The organism is Mycobacterium sp. IS-3022 (genome assembly GCF_001500065.1).
Lineage (GTDB): Bacteria > Actinomycetota > Actinomycetes > Mycobacteriales > Mycobacteriaceae > Mycobacterium.
In genome coordinates, this window is the sequence record NZ_LQIN01000037.1 from 1 (window position 1) to 1517 (window position 1517).

The 1517-nt window shown below is 62.6% G+C and carries 1 protein-coding gene; it reads right to left on the reverse strand.

The genetic code is table 11. The annotated features are described in order from the left end of the window. Nucleotides 1-159 precede the first annotated feature (159 nt). Complete coding sequence (locus AU188_RS18860) at nt 160-1353, reverse strand: IS481 family transposase (RefSeq protein ID WP_059165041.1); 1194 nt, start codon at nt 1351-1353, stop codon at nt 160-162. Between the last annotated feature and the right edge of the window lie 164 nt (nt 1354-1517).

The window sequence follows — 1517 nt, forward strand, 5'->3', positions numbered from 1 at the left end:
GCGGTGATGACCAGGCGAGCCTTCGACATCCACTGACCGTCACCACCGTCACGCTATTCCGATGTCTTGACACACCCCATTCCTATGTCCTGACGCACAACACTGCACCTGCCACCATTGTGATGTCTCGCGACATCGTTGACAGATGTCTCGAGACATTTACATCTGGAGCCCTGTTTCGGGTGAGTTTCCGCATTTGACGCCGCGTGGTTGGTAGTCGCGGGTGGGGTCGAGGGTCAGTTTGCGGATGAGTTGGCCGGTGTCGCGGTGCAGGACGCGGATGTCGCGGTCGTTGATGAGCACGGTGACTTTGGTGCCGCGTAGGTGTTTGGACAGACCGATGTGGTGTAGGCGGCTGTTGTAGCGGATGGTGATGACCCCGCCGGCGTCGATCCTGTCGTGGCGTACCCGGTAGTGCGGTGGGATCTGGTACCCGCTGGGGAAGGCCTTGGGTCGGTCGTTGAATGCCTCGAGGGGTGTGCGGCGTCCTAGCGCCCGGTGGGGTCGGACGGTGTTGTAGTAGTCGAGGAAATCGTCGATCTGGTACTGCAGTTCGTCGATGGTGGCTGCCGGGGGCAGGGCCCGTAGGTGTTTTTTGAGGGTTTGGTGGAAGCGTTCGACCTTGCCGCAGGTCTGGGGGTGGTAGGGGCGGGAGCGGCTGTATTTGATGCCGAGTTCACCGAGCATGATTTCCAGGGCAGTGCGTCCGGCGCCGCGTTGTTTGGCGGTGAAGATGGCGCCGTTGTCGGTGAGCGCGCCCGCTGGTGTGCCCCATTGGGTGATGGCCGCGGTGACGGTGTCGACGACGTCGGCGCCGGTGGTGACGGGGCGGGCGGTGCTGGCCAGGACCACACGAGAGTGGTCGTCGAGCATGTCGAGGATTTCCACCGCGGTGTCATCGGCCAGGCGCCAATGGGTGACATCGGCTTGCCATAACTGGTTGGGCTGTTCGGCGCAGAAGCGTTTCCACGACGAGCGGGGCCGTTTTTGGGGCTGCGGGGCTACGAACCCGCGGCGCGTCAGGATGCGCCAGATCGTCGATACTGCAGGCGCTTTGGTGACGGCGGGGTCGCGGGTGAGGTGTTCGGCGATGGTGGCCGCGCCGGCGTCGTAGCCCTGTTTGTCCAGGGTTTTGCGTAACCGCATGATCTTGTCTTCGACGGTGGCGTCGATGGCCTGGGGACTGTGGTGTGGGCGGCGCGAGTGCGGTTCGAACGCCGCGGCGCCTTCGGACTCGTAGCGTTTGACTAGTTGCTGGACCCAGGTGCGCGAGACGTCGTAGTCGCGGGCGACTTCGCTTTTGCTGCGTCCCTGCAGTACGACGGCGGTGATGACGAGCTGCGCCTTTGACATGGCCGGCCTCCCACGACAGCTGAGATGCCAACTATGTCCCGAGACACCTGCCAACTATGTCGTGAAACCAGACACTGCACCTGCCACCATTGTGATGTGTCAAGACATCGGAATAGCTCTGAACCTGCGTTTGGGGTTCAGGGCTTTTTCTTTGGTCGGCCGCA

Bases quoted from the DNA above. Each gene is read 5' to 3' on its own strand.
- AU188_RS18860 (WP_059165041.1), bottom strand. From the start codon at position 1,353: ATGTCAAAGGCGCAGCTCGTCATCACCGCCGTCGTACTGCAGGGACGC.